The sequence below is a fragment of the Vibrio antiquarius genome (genome assembly GCF_000024825.1).
Lineage (GTDB): Bacteria > Pseudomonadota > Gammaproteobacteria > Enterobacterales > Vibrionaceae > Vibrio > Vibrio diabolicus.
Genome location: NC_013456.1, coordinates 2,682,821 through 2,700,238, shown reverse-complemented (window position 1 = coordinate 2,700,238; position 17,418 = coordinate 2,682,821). Strand labels below are relative to the sequence as shown.

General features: G+C 45.5%; 15 protein-coding genes. 11 read left to right on the top strand and 4 right to left on the bottom strand.

Annotated features, from left to right (window positions below; translation table 11 throughout):
- The first annotated feature begins 58 nt into the window (after nucleotides 1–58).
- The 4 genes from lon to VEA_RS12450 all read left to right on the top strand — a co-directional run bounded on the left by lon (nucleotide 59) and on the right by VEA_RS12450 (nucleotide 5,445).
- Nucleotides 59–2,410, top strand: a complete 2,352-nt coding sequence (gene lon / locus VEA_RS12465) for an endopeptidase La (RefSeq protein WP_005390529.1) — start codon at nucleotides 59–61, stop codon at nucleotides 2,408–2,410.
- A gap of 191 nt (nucleotides 2,411–2,601) precedes the next feature.
- Nucleotides 2,602–2,874, top strand: coding sequence for an HU family DNA-binding protein (locus tag VEA_RS12460; RefSeq protein WP_005382341.1), 273 nt, complete (start codon nucleotides 2,602–2,604; stop codon nucleotides 2,872–2,874).
- Nucleotides 2,875–3,075: 201 nt separating this feature from the next.
- Complete coding sequence (gene ppiD / locus VEA_RS12455; RefSeq protein ID WP_012842021.1) at nucleotides 3,076–4,935, top strand: peptidylprolyl isomerase; 1,860 nt, start codon at nucleotides 3,076–3,078, stop codon at nucleotides 4,933–4,935.
- A gap of 225 nt (nucleotides 4,936–5,160) precedes the next feature.
- On the top strand, nucleotides 5,161–5,445 hold the full coding sequence (locus VEA_RS12450) for a ComEA family DNA-binding protein (protein WP_031780151.1): 285 nt from the start codon (nucleotides 5,161–5,163) through the stop codon (nucleotides 5,443–5,445).
- 98 nt (nucleotides 5,446–5,543) lie between these two features.
- Here VEA_RS12450 and rrtA read toward each other — a convergent pair whose 3' ends face one another.
- Nucleotides 5,544–6,095: a rhombosortase gene (gene rrtA / locus VEA_RS12445; protein WP_005390532.1), complete on the bottom strand. Its 552-nt coding sequence runs from the start codon at nucleotides 6,093–6,095 to the stop codon at nucleotides 5,544–5,546.
- A gap of 3 nt (nucleotides 6,096–6,098) precedes the next feature.
- Here rrtA and VEA_RS12440 point away from each other — a divergent pair, with 3 nt between their 5' ends.
- Nucleotides 6,099–6,713 (top strand): tRNA-uridine aminocarboxypropyltransferase, encoded by a 615-nt coding sequence (locus VEA_RS12440; RefSeq protein WP_012842020.1) that lies wholly within the window; start codon nucleotides 6,099–6,101, stop codon nucleotides 6,711–6,713.
- Between the two features lie 6 nt (nucleotides 6,714–6,719).
- On the opposite strand, the gene VEA_RS12435 is transcribed toward VEA_RS12440, so the two are convergent.
- From VEA_RS12435 to VEA_RS12425, 3 genes are all read right to left on the bottom strand, one after another.
- Entirely contained in the window at nucleotides 6,720–8,042 is a 1,323-nt protein-coding gene (locus VEA_RS12435; RefSeq protein ID WP_006743247.1) for an anti-phage deoxyguanosine triphosphatase, read from the bottom strand.
- 15 nt (nucleotides 8,043–8,057) lie between these two features.
- Nucleotides 8,058–8,642, bottom strand: a complete 585-nt coding sequence (gene yfbR, locus VEA_RS12430) for a 5'-deoxynucleotidase (protein WP_031780152.1) — start codon at nucleotides 8,640–8,642, stop codon at nucleotides 8,058–8,060.
- Between the two features lie 90 nt (nucleotides 8,643–8,732).
- Nucleotides 8,733–9,947: a pyridoxal phosphate-dependent aminotransferase gene (locus VEA_RS12425; RefSeq protein WP_005390543.1), complete on the bottom strand. Its 1,215-nt coding sequence runs from the start codon at nucleotides 9,945–9,947 to the stop codon at nucleotides 8,733–8,735.
- Nucleotides 9,948–10,164: 217 nt separating this feature from the next.
- Between VEA_RS12425 and VEA_RS12420 the strand changes: the two genes are divergently transcribed.
- The 6 genes from VEA_RS12420 (at nucleotide 10,165) to menE (ending at nucleotide 17,388) form a co-directional block, all read left to right on the top strand.
- A complete protein-coding gene (locus VEA_RS12420; RefSeq protein WP_006743248.1) occupies nucleotides 10,165–11,472 on the top strand; it encodes an isochorismate synthase in 1,308 nt (435 codons plus the stop codon).
- Nucleotides 11,469–13,187 (top strand): 2-succinyl-5-enolpyruvyl-6-hydroxy-3-cyclohexene-1-carboxylic-acid synthase, encoded by a 1,719-nt coding sequence (gene menD, locus VEA_RS12415; RefSeq protein ID WP_006743249.1) that lies wholly within the window; start codon nucleotides 11,469–11,471, stop codon nucleotides 13,185–13,187. Before VEA_RS12420 ends, menD begins: the two co-directional genes overlap by 4 nt.
- Nucleotides 13,174–14,001 carry a 2-succinyl-6-hydroxy-2,4-cyclohexadiene-1-carboxylate synthase gene (gene menH, locus VEA_RS12410; protein WP_006743250.1) on the top strand — a complete coding sequence of 276 codons (828 nt, stop codon included), beginning with the start codon at nucleotides 13,174–13,176 and terminating at the stop codon, nucleotides 13,999–14,001. Before menD ends, menH begins: the two co-directional genes overlap by 14 nt.
- Complete coding sequence (menB, locus tag VEA_RS12405) at nucleotides 13,994–14,860, top strand: 1,4-dihydroxy-2-naphthoyl-CoA synthase (RefSeq protein WP_012842018.1); 867 nt, start codon at nucleotides 13,994–13,996, stop codon at nucleotides 14,858–14,860. The genes menH and menB overlap by 8 nt, the downstream gene beginning before the upstream one ends.
- A 126-nt stretch (nucleotides 14,861–14,986) precedes the next feature.
- Nucleotides 14,987–15,976 (top strand): o-succinylbenzoate synthase, encoded by a 990-nt coding sequence (gene menC, locus VEA_RS12400; protein WP_012842017.1) that lies wholly within the window; start codon nucleotides 14,987–14,989, stop codon nucleotides 15,974–15,976.
- Nucleotides 15,961–17,388, top strand: a complete 1,428-nt coding sequence (gene menE / locus VEA_RS12395; RefSeq protein WP_006743253.1) for an o-succinylbenzoate--CoA ligase — start codon at nucleotides 15,961–15,963, stop codon at nucleotides 17,386–17,388. Before menC ends, menE begins: the two co-directional genes overlap by 16 nt.
- Nucleotides 17,389–17,418 lie beyond the last annotated feature (30 nt).

Genomic DNA, 17,418 nt, shown 5'->3' with positions numbered 1-17,418 from the left:
TAGCCCCCATATAAATCGATAAGTAATACGTAAACGTGAAAGCGGAAGAGAGAATTATATGAACTTGGAACGTTCCGAGCGTATCGAGATCCCGGTACTACCTCTACGTGACGTAGTGGTCTACCCGCACATGGTTATTCCATTGTTTGTTGGTCGTGAGAAATCGATTAGCTGTTTAGAAACGGCGATGGAAACCAACAAACAAGTTCTTCTTGTGGCACAAAAGCAAGCTGATACTGATGAGCCTACGGTTGACGACCTATTTGAAGTAGGTACGGTAGCCACCATTCTCCAGCTACTGAAGCTTCCGGATGGCACAGTAAAAGTACTGGTTGAAGGCCAGCAACGTGCGAAAATCAATCACTTTAAAGAGAGTGACTTCTTCCTAGCGGAAGCGGAATTTGTTGTTACGCCAGAATTGGATGAGCGTGAGCAAGAAGTGATTGTTCGCAGTGCGATTAATCAGTTTGAAGGCTTCATTAAGCTAAACAAGAAGATTCCGCCAGAAGTGCTAACCTCACTCAACGGTATCGACGAAGCAGCACGCTTAGCGGATACCATTGCAGCTCATATGCCGTTGAAGCTGGTGGATAAGCAGCAAGTACTTGAAATTGTTGATGTCACTGAGCGTCTGGAATTCCTAATGGGCCAGATGGAATCAGAGATCGATTTGCTGCAAGTTGAAAAACGCATTCGTGGTCGCGTTAAAAAGCAAATGGAAAAATCTCAGCGTGAGTACTATCTGAATGAGCAAATGAAAGCGATTCAGAAAGAACTTGGTGAGATGGAAGACGCACCAGACGAGTTCGAAACGCTGCAGAAGAAGATTGACGAATCAAAAATGCCTCAAGAGGCACGTGAAAAGACTGAGCAAGAGCTGCAAAAGCTTAAGATGATGTCTCCAATGTCTGCCGAAGCAACAGTGGTTCGTAGCTACATCGATTGGATGGTCAGCGTGCCTTGGGCTAAACGCTCAAAAGTTAAGAAAAATTTAGCGAAAGCAGAAGAGATTCTTAATGAAGACCACTACGGTCTAGAGCGCGTAAAAGAGCGTATTCTTGAATACTTGGCGGTTCAAAACCGAATCAATAAGTTAAAAGGTCCAATCCTTTGTCTTGTTGGTCCTCCAGGTGTGGGTAAAACGTCTCTTGGTCGTTCAATTGCTTCTGCTACAGGTCGTAAGTACGTTCGTATGGCGCTGGGTGGTGTACGTGATGAAGCAGAAATCCGCGGTCACCGTCGTACTTACATTGGCTCATTGCCAGGTAAATTAATCCAGAAGATGTCGAAAGTTGGCGTGAAGAACCCATTGTTCTTACTGGACGAAATCGACAAAATGTCTTCAGATATGCGCGGCGATCCGGCATCAGCGCTACTAGAAGTACTTGATCCTGAACAGAATAACTCGTTCAACGATCACTACTTAGAAGTGGATTACGACCTTTCTGACGTTATGTTCGTTGCAACCTCGAACTCAATGAACATTCCAGGTCCATTGTTAGACCGTATGGAAGTTATTCGTTTATCTGGTTACACCGAAGACGAGAAGCTGAACATTGCAAAACGTCACCTTGTTGATAAGCAAGTTAAGCGCAATGGTCTAAAACCGGATGAGATCATCATTGAAGACTCTGCAATTATTGGCATCATCCGTTATTACACTCGTGAAGCGGGTGTCCGTAACTTAGAACGTGAGATCTCTAAGATCTGCCGTAAAGCCGTGAAGAACATCTTGCTGGATAAAGACATCAAGTCAGTAACGGTAACGATGGACAACCTAAAAGAGTACTTGGGTGTTCAACGTTTCGATTACGGCAAAGCGGATGAAAGTAACCGAATTGGTCAAGTGACAGGTCTAGCTTGGACAGAAGTGGGTGGTGATCTGCTAACGATTGAAACTCAATCTATGCCAGGTAAAGGTAAGCTGACTCAGACAGGTTCACTTGGTGACGTGATGCAAGAGTCTATCCAAGCTGCAATGACAGTAGTTCGCTCTCGTGCAGAAAAACTGGGTATCAATACTGACTTCTACGAGAAGAAAGATATTCACGTGCACGTACCGGAAGGCGCGACGCCAAAAGATGGCCCAAGTGCGGGTACTGCAATGTGTACTGCTTTGGTTTCAGCTCTGACAGGTAACCCTGTGAAAGCAGAGGTAGCGATGACGGGGGAAATCACACTGCGTGGTGAAGTCCTACCTATCGGTGGCCTAAAAGAGAAGTTACTTGCGGCACACCGTGGCGGCATTAAGACTGTGCTAATTCCAAAAGACAACGAGCGTGATTTGGAAGAGATTCCTGATAATGTTATCGCTGATCTGGAAGTCATTCCTGTGCAGTGGATTGATGAAGTACTGAAAGTCGCACTAGAGCGAGACCCGACGGGCGTTGAGTTTGAGTCTCAAAAATAGTGATGTGCAGCAAAAATAAGTAAAAGTTTACGCTGATAAGTCTAAAAAGGCTTGTCAGCGTTTTTTTTGGGCGCTAAGTTAGTTTCGATAGCTGCCAGCCCTTGACGAATAAGGGATGGAGCATATTTTCTTAACAATGGAACGAAAGTCATCACAAAAATAATCACAGATGACACAAAGGGGAAATTACAGTGAATAAAACTCAGTTAGTAGAACAAATCGCAGAAAATGCAGACATTTCTAAAGCGTCAGCGGGTCGTGCTCTAGATGCATTCATCGAAGCAGTAAGCGGCACTCTTCAGTCTGGTGATCAAGTTGCTCTAGTTGGCTTTGGTACATTCAGCGTTCGTACTCGTGCTGCACGTACTGGTCGTAACCCAAAAACTGGTGAAGAAATCCAAATCGCAGAAGCAAAAGTACCAGCTTTTAAAGCTGGTAAAGCACTGAAAGACGCTTGTAACTAATCACAGCGTTAATTCTGTAACCGGCCATTTGCTTAACTTTTGCTCAAACAATAAGTTTCGAACAAAAATTTACAAACTTCGAGCCGAACTTTCTTAAATTATGCGCATCATACTGATGCGCATTTCTTTTTCTGATATTATTGCGCCATTATTTCTATTAGATAGAAGCAGTAGGCTTCAATTGTGGAGAGCAGTTAAATTATGATGGATCGACTACGCGAAGGCGTGAATAGCATCGCGGTCAAAATTATCCTTGGGCTTATCATCCTGTCTTTCGTATTTGCAGGTGTAGGTAGCTACATCGTTAGTGGTAACAACAACTCTGCAGCGAAAGTCGGTAACACTGAGATTCCTCGTGGTGAGTTCGAGATGGCATACCAAAATGAGCGTAACCGTATGCAAGCTCAGTTGGGTGACTACTTCTCTCAAATGCTGGCTGACCCTGCATATGTTGAATCTTTCCGCAAATCCGTTTTAGATCGAATGATCAATGACGTGTTGCTTGACCAACAAGCAGAAGCTTTAGGTCTGCGAATCAGCGACACCCAAGTTCGTAGCATGATTCTAGACATGCCTCAATTCCAATCTAATGGTCAGTTCGATCAAGAGATCTATCAAGCTTCTCTGCGTCGTGCAGGCTTTTCGCCAGACTCTTTTGCTGAGTACATGCGTCGTGAATTGGTTCGTGAACAACTGCTGAATGCACTACAAAACAGTGAATTTATTCTGCCAGGTGAAGTACAGGCAGAAGGTAAGCTGTTCACTCAAACTCGTGATATTCGCACGATTAAAATCGACTTAGCAGAGTTTGCGAAAAACATTGAATTGACTGACGAAGAAATTCAACAGTACTACAAAGCAAACCCTGACAACTTTACTCGCCCAGAGCAGGTTAAAGTCGCTTATATCGAACTGTCTGCTGAAGCGCTAAAGGAACAAGTTAATGTTTCTGACGCTGAGGTGAAAAAGTACTACGATGAGCACTTAAACAAATATTCTTCAGAAGAGCAGCGCCGTGTCGCTCATATTCTTGTAGAAGGGGACGATGAAGCAAAAGCGCAGGCTATCTTAGATGAGCTAAATGCGGGAGCAGATTTTGCGACGCTTGCTCAAGAGAAATCTGACGATTTTGGCAGTGCTGAAAACGGCGGTGACTTAGGTTGGATTGAGCGTGATGTGATGGACCCTGCTTTTGAAGAAGCGGCATTTGCGTTGAAGAATCCAGGCGATACGTCAGGTCTAGTAAAGTCGGACTTTGGTTACCATATTATCAAGCTTGAAGAGCTAAAAGACTCTGTGGCGAAGCCATTTGAAGAAGTAGCCGCTGAAATAAAACAAGAAATGGTTGACCAACAAGCAGTTGATCAATTCTACGAGCTACAAAGCGAGCTTGAGCGCGTAGCGTTTGAATACCCAGACTCATTGTATGACGCTTCTCAAGCGGTTAACCAAGAAGTGAAGACAACGGACTTTATTTCTCAAGTTGACGCACCTGAAGTGCTTCGTAACCCTGCGGTAATGCAAGCTATCCTTAGCCCAGAAGTAAAAGAAGATGGCTTAAACTCTGAAGCTATCGAAGTTGCACCTGAACATATTATTGTTGTTCGTGTTGAAGACGCACGTGATGAGACGGTTCTTCCACTAGAAGAAGTGAAAGATCAGGTTATTGCAGAGCTATCTCGCGTTAAGGGTGAGCAAGATGCGATGGAACTTGGTACACAGGTTGTTGCTGCATTGAAAGAAGGTAAGACAGATGTGCTTACTGAAAACAACCTTGCATTTGGTGAACAAGAGACAGTAGATCGCCGTTCTCCGTTGGCAACAACGGTATTCGCGATGGCAAAACCAGTCGATGGTAAGCCAGTATATGGTCAGTCTAAAGATCTTGAAGGTAACATTGTTATCATCGAGCTTGATGCTGTAAATGCTGAGCTAGATAGTGATTTAGAAGAGCAAGTTGCGATGCAAATGCAGCGAGCATCTTCTCAGCAAGACCTATCATCTGTGCTAGCTGTACTGCGCGCAAACACTGACATTGAGTACTTTATTGTGAGCAACTAAGCACAATTAGTGTAATTTGCATGTTAACTAAAACGGACCGCATAAGCGGTCCGTTTTATTTTTGTCTTTATTAACTTCAATCATCAATAAGCATTACTTAAATTAGTGCGCGTTTAAGTGATACCAGTCATTGCGAATATCGGGTCATCTAGGTTTGTTAACTGGATAGTGACTTGCTACTGGTGACTGGTTTTAGCCTACTATTTTGGAGATTGTATGTTCAATATGAAATGGATTTTGACATTGTGCTTATTTGTTTTTGCGCCTTTTAGCATGGCTGCGGATTCAGCCACTGACAAATATGAAGGAATTGAAATTACCGTAAATATCAACACGGCCTCTGCTGAAGAAATAGCGACCATGTTGAAAGGTATTGGTGAGAAGAAAGCGCAGAGTATCGTGGACTACCGCGAGGAGCATGGCCCTTTTAAAACAGCAGCAGATTTGAAGAGCGTAAAAGGCATTGGTGAAGCGACAGTTAAGAAAAACGAAGACCGCATTTTACTGTAGCTTGATGTATTTCAGATATTGAGTCTGAATTCAGAACAATATCTGTTTCCCTATTACTGCTTTCCCGAACCAACCCCTCTTTCGTGGTTCGGGATTTTTTAACCGAATAAACGACGGCGAAAGCCTTTTTCCATTAGAGCCATTGTTAACCCACCGAGTGCGCCAAATAAATGAGCATCAATAGCAACGTTTGCGCCGATAAGCGCAGCAGTGCTGCTTGAGGGACCATAGATCTGCTCCCATGCTACTTTGGCAATAAGCCCGCCGACCAACAACAAGCTGCTTCTTCTGCTTTCAAAGACTTCTCTGAGTGCCCAGAATCCAAACAGTCCGTGTAGTACGCCAGATAATCCCACGTACACTGACATGTTGGTAAACAAATTCATTGCGCCAACAAATGCACACAAGAGTGAGAAAACGATAAGGAAGTTGCGAGTGCTTGGACGAAAAATAAAAGTAATGATCCACAATCCTGCCAGGTTCATCCCTAAGTGCGCAAAGTTGGTATGTGTGAGATTTCCTGTTACGATTCGCCACCATTCGCCATGGCGTATATTGTAGCTGTGCCACTCGGTTAGGCTTGCCATTGGTTCGAATTGAAGTATCAAACAGATCACGCTGATAATACTCAGCAAGGTATAAAGGTTCACTCTATGTCTCGTTATTGTTCTCGTTGTGGAAAATCGCAAAAAGCGTGTATTTGCCAATGGATTGTACCGTTGGCAAGCGAGGTAGAACTTATCATTCTTCAGCACACGAGTGAAGAACATCGTCCGCTTGGTACGGCACGGATTCTCAATTTGAGTTTAGATAACTGTATTTGTCTGATAGGAGAGGACTTTTCTGGTGATAATGTCTTAAATCACTTGTTGGCGGATGAATCATATCAACATTTTGTTCTTTACCCATCAGAAGAGTCACGATGCATCTCTGAAATTAATCAAGCGAGCCGTAGTGTATCTAAGAAAATACGTTTGATTTTGCTCGATGGGACGTGGAAAAAAGCGTACAAAATGTGGCAGCTTTCTAGCAATTTACATCCACTCCCAACCGTGCAATTACCGAAGCAATTACAAGGGCATTACACCATTCGTAAAGCGCCCTCTGAGAATAGCTTATCGACAGTCGAGGCAGGTTATCATTCGCTTCGCCTGCTTGAACCCGAGAGAGACTTTACACCGCTTATGCATGCCTTTGAAAAGATGATCGAATTCCAAATCGCCCAGATGCCGCCGGGCGTATTTGAAAAGAATTACCTGAAAGGTTGAGTGTTACTAAAGAACGATGGAAGAGAAAAGTTGGCGGTGTAGCTTTTGTGCGTGACCATCGGTCATTGCAGAAATGTAATCGGCGATGACTCTCATCTTATTGCTCTCGCTCTTCGCATGACACCACAGATCTTTTGTATGAACGGGTAGTAAGCGCTCTGGGTCTGCTGTTAACGCTTCAAAAATATCCATAATAATTTGCTGACCTTTATATTCAACGATCTGGACCTGCGGGACTTGGATAACGAAGGTGCTGACAAAGTGCTTGAGTACGTCAAGTGCTCGTGCCATTTGTGGCTCTAAACACGCATTCCAAGACAGTAATGGATTATTGAAAGGCTCATCCATCGCCTTGATTGAAATGCTGGTCAGGAGGGCGTTAACCATACCACCGATGGCATCTTTCCGTTCATGATGCTTACCACTAAATAGCATCTGTCCGATGGAATCGATATGTGCTTCAAACCACGGGTCGCCACAGTCCGCTAATTGACTTGCTGCGCCTTCTTGCCATTGCTGACGTGTCACCATACCAAGTACGATTGCATCTTCTAAATCATGAACGCCGTAGGCGATATCGTCCGCTAGCTCCATGATTGAGCAATCGAGTGATTTAAAGCGCGTTTTACTGTGCTCAAACTCCGATTCTGGCTTTGAGCGCATTAGGCTAAGCAATGCCTTGTCGTTGTCAGAAAGCGGCGCAATTACCCAATCAAATAAGTCTTTGTCACAATCATAAATGCCCTTCGCTGGGCTCCAATCTTTGGCTTTTAGTTTGCGTTGATGCTCGGCTGGTTGAGGCAACTTGACGGAGCGTGTTTGACTAATAAGGGCAGGGTACTTGATCAAACCAAGCAGTGTGCGGCGTGATAAATTCATTCCGAAATGCTCAGTATAAGGCTCTAACTTAGTGACGATACGAAAGGTTTGGGCGTTCCCCTCGAAACCGCTATGTTCGCGCATTACGTAGTTTAGAGCGACTTCTCCCCCATGACCGTATGGAGGATGCCCGATGTCGTGCGCCAAACATAATGAATCAATTAAGCTGTCTGATGGCAATAGATCACGGAACTCTGGTTGTTTTTTCTTTAACTGGGCGACGATACCGGTCCCGAGTTGCGACGCTTCTAAGGAGTGTGTTAACCGGCTGCGGTGAAAGTCTTCCAAGCTATTGCCGTGTACTTGGGTTTTTGCTTGTAAGCGTCGAAATGCAGCCGAGTGAAGAATGCGCGCTCGGTCTCGTTGGTACGGGCTCCGATGGTCGTCACGACGGATTTTATGCTCATCATCATGGCGCTCTTGCCATTGCGGGTGTAATTCAAACGACACGATTATCTCCGTAAGCTAACTGATTTCATCTAACGATAATTCGAAACTTGGGGCAAAGGTATTGAGGAAGTAATCCATTTCAGGCGTTCTACGTTCTTGCAAAGTGATGTCTAAGCGTTTTTTTGCCAGAGCGAACTCATGATTGCCTGCGCTTAGTTCTTCGAGACATTTTAAATAGGCACAGATGGAGTCGGCTTGCTTGACGATTTTTGCGTCCTCTTCGTGTGCAGAGTGAGAAAGAAGGTAGGGGGCAAATTCATCTTGGAACTCTTCCGGTAACATTGAGAGTAATTTTTGTTCCGCTGCCGATTCTATCTTCTTATATTCTTTGGCAATTTCAGGATTGTAATACTTCACTGGGGTTGGAAGGTCCCCCGTTAATACTTCGCTGGAGTCATGGTACATGGCAAGAATCGCGATGCGTTCTGGGTTAAGGTTGCCGCCGAACTTTTTGTTTTTAATTAGGGCAAGGGCATGAGCGACAAAAGCAACTTGTAAGCTGTGCTCTGAAACGTTTTCTGGTGAGACGGACCGCATTAAAGGCCAGCGTTGGATCAGCTTCATTCGAGCCAGGTGGGCGAAAAAATGGCTTTCTTTCATGGCTTTCTCCGTTTCTGGTGTAAAAAAGGAACTCACTAGGAGTTCCTCTAAGCATATGAGAGATCAGCACTAATTACTACCAGTGATTCATTACTGGCTGTAGGTTGATAGGAATCGCTCAAAACGTCCAATGGCGATTTCTAGATCTTCAACGTGTGGCAGTGTAACTATGCGGAAATGGTCTGGTTTTGGCCAGTTGAAACCGGAACCTTGCACCAGTAAGACCTTCTCTTGTTTTAAGAAATCTAAAACCATCTGCTGATCGTTCTTGATGTTGTACATTTTTGTGTCGATTTTCGGGAAGAGGTACATCGCACCCTTAGGTTTGACACAAGAAACACCAGGAATCTGATTGATCAGTTCATACGCTCTATTGCGCTGCTCTAATAAGCGTCCGCCAGGTAAAATCAGTTCATTGATACTCTGGTATCCACCTAACGCGGTTTGAATCGCATGTTGCATTGGTACATTTGCACATAAACGCATCGATGAAAGCAGCTCCAAGCCATTCACGTACCCTTGAGCTAGGTGTTTAGGTCCCGTTAGGAACATCCAGCCACCACGGAAACCGCAAACACGGTAGGCTTTTGAAAGGCCATTGAATGTCATGACGAGCACGTCTTCAGTGAGTGTTGCGACTGAGGTATGTGTTGCACCGTCGTACAACACTTTGTCGTAGATCTCATCTGCGAAAATGATCAGTTTGTGCTGGCGCGCGATTTCAATCACTTCAAGTAGGAAGTCACGGCTGTATACCGCACCTGTCGGGTTGTTCGGGTTGATCAGAACAATGCCACGTGTCTTCGGTGTGATTTTCTTTTTGATGTCTTCAAGGTCAGGGTACCAGTCTGCACCTTCATCACATAGGTAATGAACCGGCTTACCGCCTGATAGTGCAACTGAAGCTGTCCACAACGGGTAATCAGGTGCTGGGATCAGCATTTCGTCGCCATTGTTTAATAGCGCTTGCATGGCCATCACGATCAGCTCAGACACGCCGTTACCCACATACACATCTTCGACATCTAGAGAGCGGATACCTTTACGTTGATAGTGTTGGACCACGGCTTTACGAGCAGAGTAAATGCCTTTGGAATCACAATAGCCTTGAGAAGTCGGCAGATTACGAATCACGTCGACTAAAATCTCATCAGGGGCGTCAAAACCAAATGGGGCAGGGTTACCAATGTTTAGCTTTAGGATTTTATGCCCTTCTTCCTCCATGCGCTTAGCATGTTTGAGTACAGGACCCCTAATGTCGTAGCAGACATTATCGAGTTTTGACGACATCCCGATATTTTGCATTGTATAATTCCTAAAAATTCGTTAATTTCTTTATTAAAATACAATAATTTGTTTTTTATTAGAATATATATCTGTAAATTATCTGTTTGCTGGTTAAGTTTTGCTCGTTTGCTATCACAGGATTTTGCAAAAGATCGCATACGACCTTGATTTGCTTTGGGTCTAAACTTAGAGTAGCCGTCAGTTACCATTTATCCTCACATACTACGAGGTTGATTTGTCACAGTTCCATCAAGCCGTAAAGAGAATTATCGAGCGAGTTCAGCAAGCGGAAGGCAATCAAACACGTCTGGTCGAGCCCCTGAGCGAGAAACCTAATTTCTCATTTATTGATTGGCTTGATGCACAACCACTTTTCCCTAAATTCTACTGGCAGTCCCGCGATACTCGTGAAGAGGTCGTTGCACTAGGGCAATTACACGCTTTTGTTGAGCCAGGCCCTGCTTATACCATTCTAGGTGAAGGGCAACGAGTCTGGGGCGGACGCTCTTTTGACGGCCAGCATGAGAAGAATCGTCGCTGTATGCCTTCTTTCTTCTTTTTGCCTCAAATTGAGTTAATTCGTTTTGACCAACAATGGTCTCTCGCAGTTAATATTTCAGAAGACAAAGCGCGAACCCTAGCAGGACTGCATAAACTGGTTTGTGAGGTCGCGACCTTAGCTCCGATTTCTTCTCACATCCGCTCTATTGTTCATACGCCAAGTCAGCCTCAATGGAATGAGTTAGTTCATAAAGTTCTGACTGGTATAAAGAATGATGATTTTAAGAAAGTGGTATTGGCGCGTCGCTCTACCGTGCAGCTTGATAACACATTAAGTGCTGCACAATTGCTGAAAGCGAGTTACTTAAATAACCATCATAGTTTCCATTTCATGCTGAGCTTAGACAGCAAACACAGCTTTATGGGTTCTACGCCAGAACGTTTGTATTCTCGCGTAGGGCACGAACTTCATACCGAAGCGTTAGCAGGCACGATTGGTCGAGGGGACAACGCCACTCACGATATGGAGTTGGCGAATTGGTTATCCCAAGATGAAAAGAACCTCAATGAAAACCAATATGTAGTTGATGACATTATTGATCGCCTATCACCGCATTCCGAAGCGGTTGAAGTGGAGGCCGAGGCAAGTTTGGTTAGGCTACGAAAAGTGCAACACCTCAAGCGAAATATTCACGCGAGCCTAAAGACGGGAATAAACGGTGTTCAGTTGTTATCGGCGCTTCAGCCGACGGCGGCGGTTGCTGGCTTACCTCGACAAGAATCCATGCAGTTTATTCTTGATAATGAGCCCTTTGCACGCGGCTGGTACGCGGGGTCAATGGGGTACATAAGCCATGAACGAGCAGAGTTTTGTGTCGCGATCAGAAGCGCGCTTGTGCTCGGTGACCAAGTACAACTGTTTGCGGGCGCAGGTATTGTGCCAGGCTCTGTGGCAGAGCATGAGTGGGCGGAACTTGATAAGAAAATGTCGACGTTACTTACGCTGATTTCTGATCACCCCCCGTTGGGAGTCGCATCATGAATCATGACCAAGCGGTGCTCAATCGAATTTGGTCAGAAACCATATTGATTGAGCTTCAGCGATTTGGCGTTAAGCATGTTTGTATCGCTCCTGGCTCTCGTTCTACTCCTTTAACTTTAGAGGTGGCAGAACGGTCCAATGTTTCTATTCATACTCACTTTGATGAGCGTGGTCTCGGCTTTATGGCTCTTGGTTTAGCGAAAGCTACTCAAGAGCCAGTGGCAATCATCGTTACCTCTGGTACGGCAGTGGCGAACTTATTACCAGCCGTTGCGGAGGCTAGGCTTACTGGTGAAAAGCTGGTGCTGCTCACTGCGGATCGTCCGATGGAGCTCGTTGGCTGTGGCGCAAACCAAGCGATTAACCAGTTGGGTATTTTTTCACATCATGTCTCGGCCAGCTTGAATTTACCAAGCCCAACTTTAACAACATCGCTTAATTGGTTGCTGACCTCTGTTGACGAAGTGATGTTTACTCAGCAGCTGCAAGGCAGTGCTGTTCATATTAACTGTGCATTTCCAGAACCTTTGTATTCCAATGGTGCAAAAGCGGATTATCAAACCTACTTAGACTCGGTAGCCGGATGGCGAAAAGGAAGTGGTAGTTATACCCAGCGTTTTAGCCACTTGTCACAGGCGAAAATCCCGTCTTGTGCGGATAAAAAAGGCTTGGTTGTGATTGGCAGCTTACCGCTTGAACAAGCGAAGTCGGCGCAGGCATTTGCACAAAAGATGGGATGGCCAGTACTTGCAGACCCGCAAAGTGGTCTCAGTTCGGATTGGGCGCATTACGATGTCTGGCTTCAACTTCCCGAGTTCGCAAACGAGCTTGAATCTTGTGAACTTATTATCCAATTTGGTAGCCGAATCATCTCCAAACGTTTGAACCAGTGGATTGATAAACAAGTTTCGCAGAGTCAACAAGACAAAGACGTTCAATACTGGTATATCTCGCCGCGTATGGACCGTAATAACCAAAATCATCTGGCGCAAATGCACTGGGTTGAGCTTCCTCAAACTTGGATTTCTCGCATTAGCTTTGAGAAGCCAATATTTGCTGGGTGGGCTGATAGGTTAGCGAATGGAGTTAAGCGAGTTCATCAACGTATCGAAGAAGCTTTCCTATCTGATTCAGCGTCTGCCATTGACGAAATTGCGTTGGCAGCAGACATCAACGAGCGCACTAAAAACGCTGATGTCTTTTTGGGTAACAGTTTGTTTGTTCGACTTGTCGATATGTACGGCAAACTTGATGATGTAGAAGTGTTCACTAACCGAGGCGCGTCAGGAATTGACGGTTTGTTTGCTACCGCATCTGGTGTGCAGCGAGCAAGAGGTAATCCGTTACTGATGTATATTGGTGACACATCAGCACTGTATGATCTCAATTCACTAGCGCTGTTTTCTCACAATAAACTGCCGACGGTACTTGTGGTCACAAACAATGATGGTGGCGCAATTTTCGATATGTTACCGGTGCCTCAGGAGCATCGCACTGCGTACTACCAAATGCCCCACGGTTATCAGTTTGAACATGCAGCCAAACAGTTTGGTTTAAAGTATGAGAAGCCAACTACGTTAGAAATGTATCAAGCAATGGTTGCCGAGCACCTGTCGAGCGGCCAAGGCACACTGCTGGTGGAAGTTCAAACCCCACCAAGCCAAGCCGCAGAGTTGATAAAGGCATTTAATAAGAGCCTGCATGCTTCACTCTGAGCGTCTCTCTTCAACTGAAAAACACCAAAGTGGCGACCTTCCCACTCTGGTGTTTTTGCATGGCTTTTTAGGAAGTGGTGCTGATTGGCAAGCTTGTTTGGATGAGCTGACTCAGTTTGAACGAATTGTTATAGACCTTCCTGGTCATGGTCGTAGCCAGTTTACAAAGTGCAACGATCTCGATGATTGCTGCAAACTGCTTAATTCCACACTATCTTTATTATTTCGTCCGCAACAACCACTTATTTTGATTGGTTACTCGATGGGCGGCCGTATTGCGATGCATGGTATTGCCAATCAATGCTTCTCAGATCTCAATATTGTGGGCGCAATTGTTGAAGGGGGAAACTTCGGGCTTCAAACTGAGTCAGAGAAACAGGTGAGATTGGAGAATGATGCTCGCTGGGCAAAGCGTTTCAAAACTGAACCACTTGAACGTGTTTTGAACGATTGGTATCAGCAAGCGGTGTTTTCTTCACTAAACCATGAGCAAAGACAAACATTAATTGCGAAGCGAAGTGATAATCTTGGCTCGGCGGTCGCGAGCATGCTGATGGCAACATCGTTAGCCAAGCAGGCGTATTTGTTGCCCACACTGAAAAAGCAGAATATACCGATGTATTACTTGTGTGGCGCGAAAGACCAAAAATTTAGCCAACTGGCACAACGTAGCGGGTTGGCGTATCGACAAGTTGAAGGCGCAGGACATAACGTTCATCAAGAGCAGCCCCAACAATTTGCGATGCATATTAAGCACATAATTCAATCTCACTTTGGTGAGAGTAACGAGAACAATGGGAATCACCATGGCTAAAACAGTAGGCATTTCTGAAGAAGAACTTTACGCTCCGGTTCAATGGAAAGATTGCAGCGAGAAATACGAGGATATTCACTACCATAAATCTGAAGATGGTATCGCGAAAATTACCATTGCACGCCCACAAGTGCGTAATGCATTCCGCCCTCAAACAGTAAAAGAGATGATTGATGCGTTGGCAGATGCGCGTTACGACTCTGGTGTTGGCGTGATCATTCTGACAGGTCTAGGTGAAGACGCATTCTGTTCTGGCGGTGACCAGAAGATCCGTGGCGACTACGGCGGCTATAAAGACGACCAAGGTACACACCACCTAAACGTATTGGACTTCCAACGTGATATTCGCACTTGTCCAAAACCAGTGATCGCATCGGTAGCAGGTTGGGCTGTGGGCGGTGGTCACGTACTGCACATGATGTGTGACCTAACGATTGCGGCTGACAACGCTCAATTTGGTCAAACAGGCCCTAAAGTGGGTTCATTTGACGGCGGTTGGGGCGCATCTTACATGGCTCGTATCGTAGGCCAGAAGAAAGCACGCGAAATCTGGTTCCTATGTCGTTTCTATAACGCGCAAGAAGCGTTAGACATGGGCTTGGTCAACACGGTTGTGCCGCTAGAAGAGCTAGAGAAAGAAACCGTTCGTTGGTGTCGTGAAGTTCTTCAGCATAGTCCAATGGCGCTACGCTGCCTGAAAGCTGCATTGAATGCGGACTGTGATGGTCAAGCAGGCCTTCAAGAGCTTGCGGGGAACGCAACGATGATGTTCTACATGACCGATGAAGGACAAGAAGGTCGTAACGCATTCAACGAGAAACGTCGCCCAGACTTCGACAAATTCCCTCGTAACCCATAATTCGTATAAAAAGAGGAGTGTTTTAGCTCCTCTGTTCCATTTTTCCTGAGCGCCTCGCCCTCTGGGAGGCTGGTGGGATTGCTCGCCAGAACGCTCAAATATACGGCATTACATAGGACTCGAATTATGCGTGAAGCGAAAATTTATCGTTATAGCTTGCCCATGGATAGTGGTGTCATCCTGCGAGACAATAAGCTAACAGAACGTGCTGGTTATGTTGTCGCGCTTTCTGAACGTGACCAAATAGGGCTTGGAGAAGTCGCTCCTCTTCCTGGTTTTAGTTTAGAGAACACCGAAGATGCTGGTATTCAGCTACAAGAACAAGCGGAGCGTTGGGTAGCAGGATTGGATGTGGATTACGCCAACATGTATCCATCGGTCGCGTTTGGTTTATCGATGGCACAGTTAGAGTTAGCTGGTGGCTTACCCCAACAAGGTAAGTATCAAACAGCGCCGCTGTGTACTGGTGACCCAGACGAGCTTATTCCAAAGCTGAACGAAATGGAAGGAGAGAAAGTCGCGAAAGTAAAAGTCGGGCTTTATGAGCCAATTCGCGATGGCATGCTTGTGAACCTTTTCCTTGAATCTATCCCTCAATTAACGCTTCGACTTGATGCAAACCGCGCTTGGACACCAGAAAAAGCGCAGCAGTTTGCTAAATACATTACTCCGTCTCTGCGTCAGCGCATTACCTTTTTGGAAGAGCCGTGCCGCTCTCCTGGCGATAGTCTCTCTTTTGCTATCAATACTGGTATTGCGATTGCTTGGGATGAAACGTTGCAAGATGCGGTTCGTCGAGAGGATTTCCGTCTTGAAGATCTAACTGGTGTGAAAACTATCATCATCAAACCCACACTCATTGGTTCGGTGGATTTTTGTATTACACTGATAGAGAAGGCGAAGTCACTGGGGATGAAAGCGGTAATTAGCTCGAGCATTGAATCCAGTCTCGGTTTAACGCAATTAGCGCGCTTTGCCCAATGGCAGCTGCCTGATGAAGTTCCAGGTTTGGATACGATTGGCCTATTCAAAGCTCAGTTAGAGCAAGGCTGGCCTAAGTGTGAACTTCCCGTTCTTCCTCTGAAAGATCAGGAGATTGTGTGGCATTCTGCATAGACAATGTTGCGAAGGCACCGTGGAAATATTGGGCTCAAACGAGCCCTTTTTCTATTGCACTCAAGACACCAACAGAAACATTAAACTGGCAACAACTCTCAGTACGTATTGACCAATACGCTCACTATTTGAATGACTTGGGCGTAACGCGGGGAGATGTGCTGACTTTGGTAGGTAAAAACCAAGTTGAAACTCTGCTGTTTTATCTTGCTTCCAAGCAGTTAGGCGCACTTGCCGCGCTGACCATGGTACAACCACTCGATACGTTACAGAGTAAACTTGCGACCCTTTATAAACCTGAACAAACTCGGTTTATCTGGTTTGCTCAGGAGTGCGCTTCGACCTTTTCTGAACATGATATACAAAAACTCAAGGCAACATTGCTTTCACCGCCCTTAGTTTCACAACAAGAGCGTGATGCGGTGATTGAAGATGCCTATCACCATGACAGGCTCGCTTCAGTGGTATTTACCTCTGGCTCGACAGGGGAGCCTAAAGCTGTGGTTCATACACATCGACAACACCTTGCTTCAGCAGAAGGCTTGTTGCAAGAGTTCATTTTCACTCAGCAAGATTCTTGGCTATTGTCGCTTCCGCTTTATCACGTCTCTGGATTGGCGATTGTATATCGTTGGCTATATGTCGGAGCGACATTGAAAATCGGTACAGGAAAACTTGTCGAAGATATTCAGGGTGTGTCACACGCCTCTTTGGTTGCAACGCAGCTCAAACGGCTATTGGATGATGATGCTCACTTGTCATTGACGCATGTGCTATTGGGCGGCAGCCACGTTGCTCACGAGTTGGCGTTGCGAGCAACAGGACGAGGGATTGAGGCGTGGTTAGGTTATGGGATGACGGAAGCAGCCTCTACCGTTACCGCAAAGAGAATTGACAGTACCAGTAATGCTGGACACGTATTGAATCATCGTAAGATAAAGTTGGTTGACCAACGCATTTTTGTCGGTGGTAAAACATTGGCGGCAGGGTATTTTCATCAAGGTCATGTTACTCCGTTTCTGGATGAGAAAGGCTGGTTCGATAGCAAGGATCTCGGTGAGTGGCAAGGTGACGAGTTAAAGATCATCGGCCGTGCCGACAATCAATTTATCTCTGGTGGTGAGAACATTCATTGTGAAGAGATTGAGGCAGCATTGAACCAAATTGATGGCGTGGTGCAGAGCATAGTGGTTCCAGTCGAAGATGCGGAATTTGGTCATCGCCCTGTTGCTGTGATTCAGACCAATGATTTGCGCAGCAAAGCGGAATATGACCTGCATTTGCAACCCAAATTAGAGAAGTTTAAATGGCCAGTGGAATACCATTTAATGCCACAAGTGCTACTAGAAAGTGGGATCAAGGTTTCTCGGAAGGCAGTGAAGGAGTGGCTATTGCCATCAATTCAGCATTAGTCAATTTTGCTATGTATTAGTCAGAAAGGG